General features: G+C 47.2%; 1 protein-coding gene and 1 pseudogene. One reads left to right on the top strand and one right to left on the bottom strand.

What is annotated here, in order from left to right; all coding sequences use genetic code 11:
* Nucleotides 1-127, bottom strand: a pseudogene (locus tag PsAD37_RS27480) (transposase); the annotation flags it as partial.
* An 83-nt stretch (nt 128-210) separates the two neighbouring features.
* Here PsAD37_RS27480 and PsAD37_RS10290 point away from each other — a divergent pair.
* Nucleotides 211-549 (top strand): transposase (locus PsAD37_RS10290; RefSeq protein WP_193778247.1); only part of this gene is annotated, 339 nt, incomplete at its 3' end.

Here is a 549-nt window from a genome sequence, read left to right as displayed (position 1 = left end):
TAGATACGGCGCGGCGCAGACGCTCATTCTCCCTCTGTAACCGTTTCAGTTCCTTAAGTTGCTCTGTGCCCATTCCACCGTACTTTTTCTTCCAGCGGTAATAGGTTTGTTCAGTAAAACTGATCTGGGGCATTATCAACCAAAGACAGCTATTTCGCTATATTAGGCTATTTATGCTATCCTGTGTCAATCGTGAGATGAGAGGTATGCATGTCAGAAACATTGTCTTTAGTTCTGGAGTCCATTCGTACTTTAGATGATATGGTTCTGGCTTTTCAGAGCGAGGACAAATGCCGTCAGCTTGTTGAGAGCATGGTATGGCCTAAAGGGCGGATTTGCCCTGCATGTGGCTATAAGCATTCGATCTCACTTGCTGATCGAGATAGTGGCCGAGGACGATTACGACCAGGCTTGTATCAGTGCTCAAACAGTCATTGTCGCTTCCAGTTTACAGTCACCACGCGCACGCCGTTGCATGCTACCAAGCTCCCGTTGCAGATCTGGTTGAAAGCAATGTGGCTCATTTTACAGTCTGATAAGGGCCTGTCT

The sequence above is a fragment of the Pseudovibrio sp. Ad37 genome (assembly GCF_001623075.1).
In the GTDB taxonomy this organism is placed as follows: domain Bacteria; phylum Pseudomonadota; class Alphaproteobacteria; order Rhizobiales; family Stappiaceae; genus Pseudovibrio.
The sequence above is the reverse complement of the archived record's forward strand: the minus strand, read 5'-3'. Positions and strand labels throughout refer to the sequence as shown.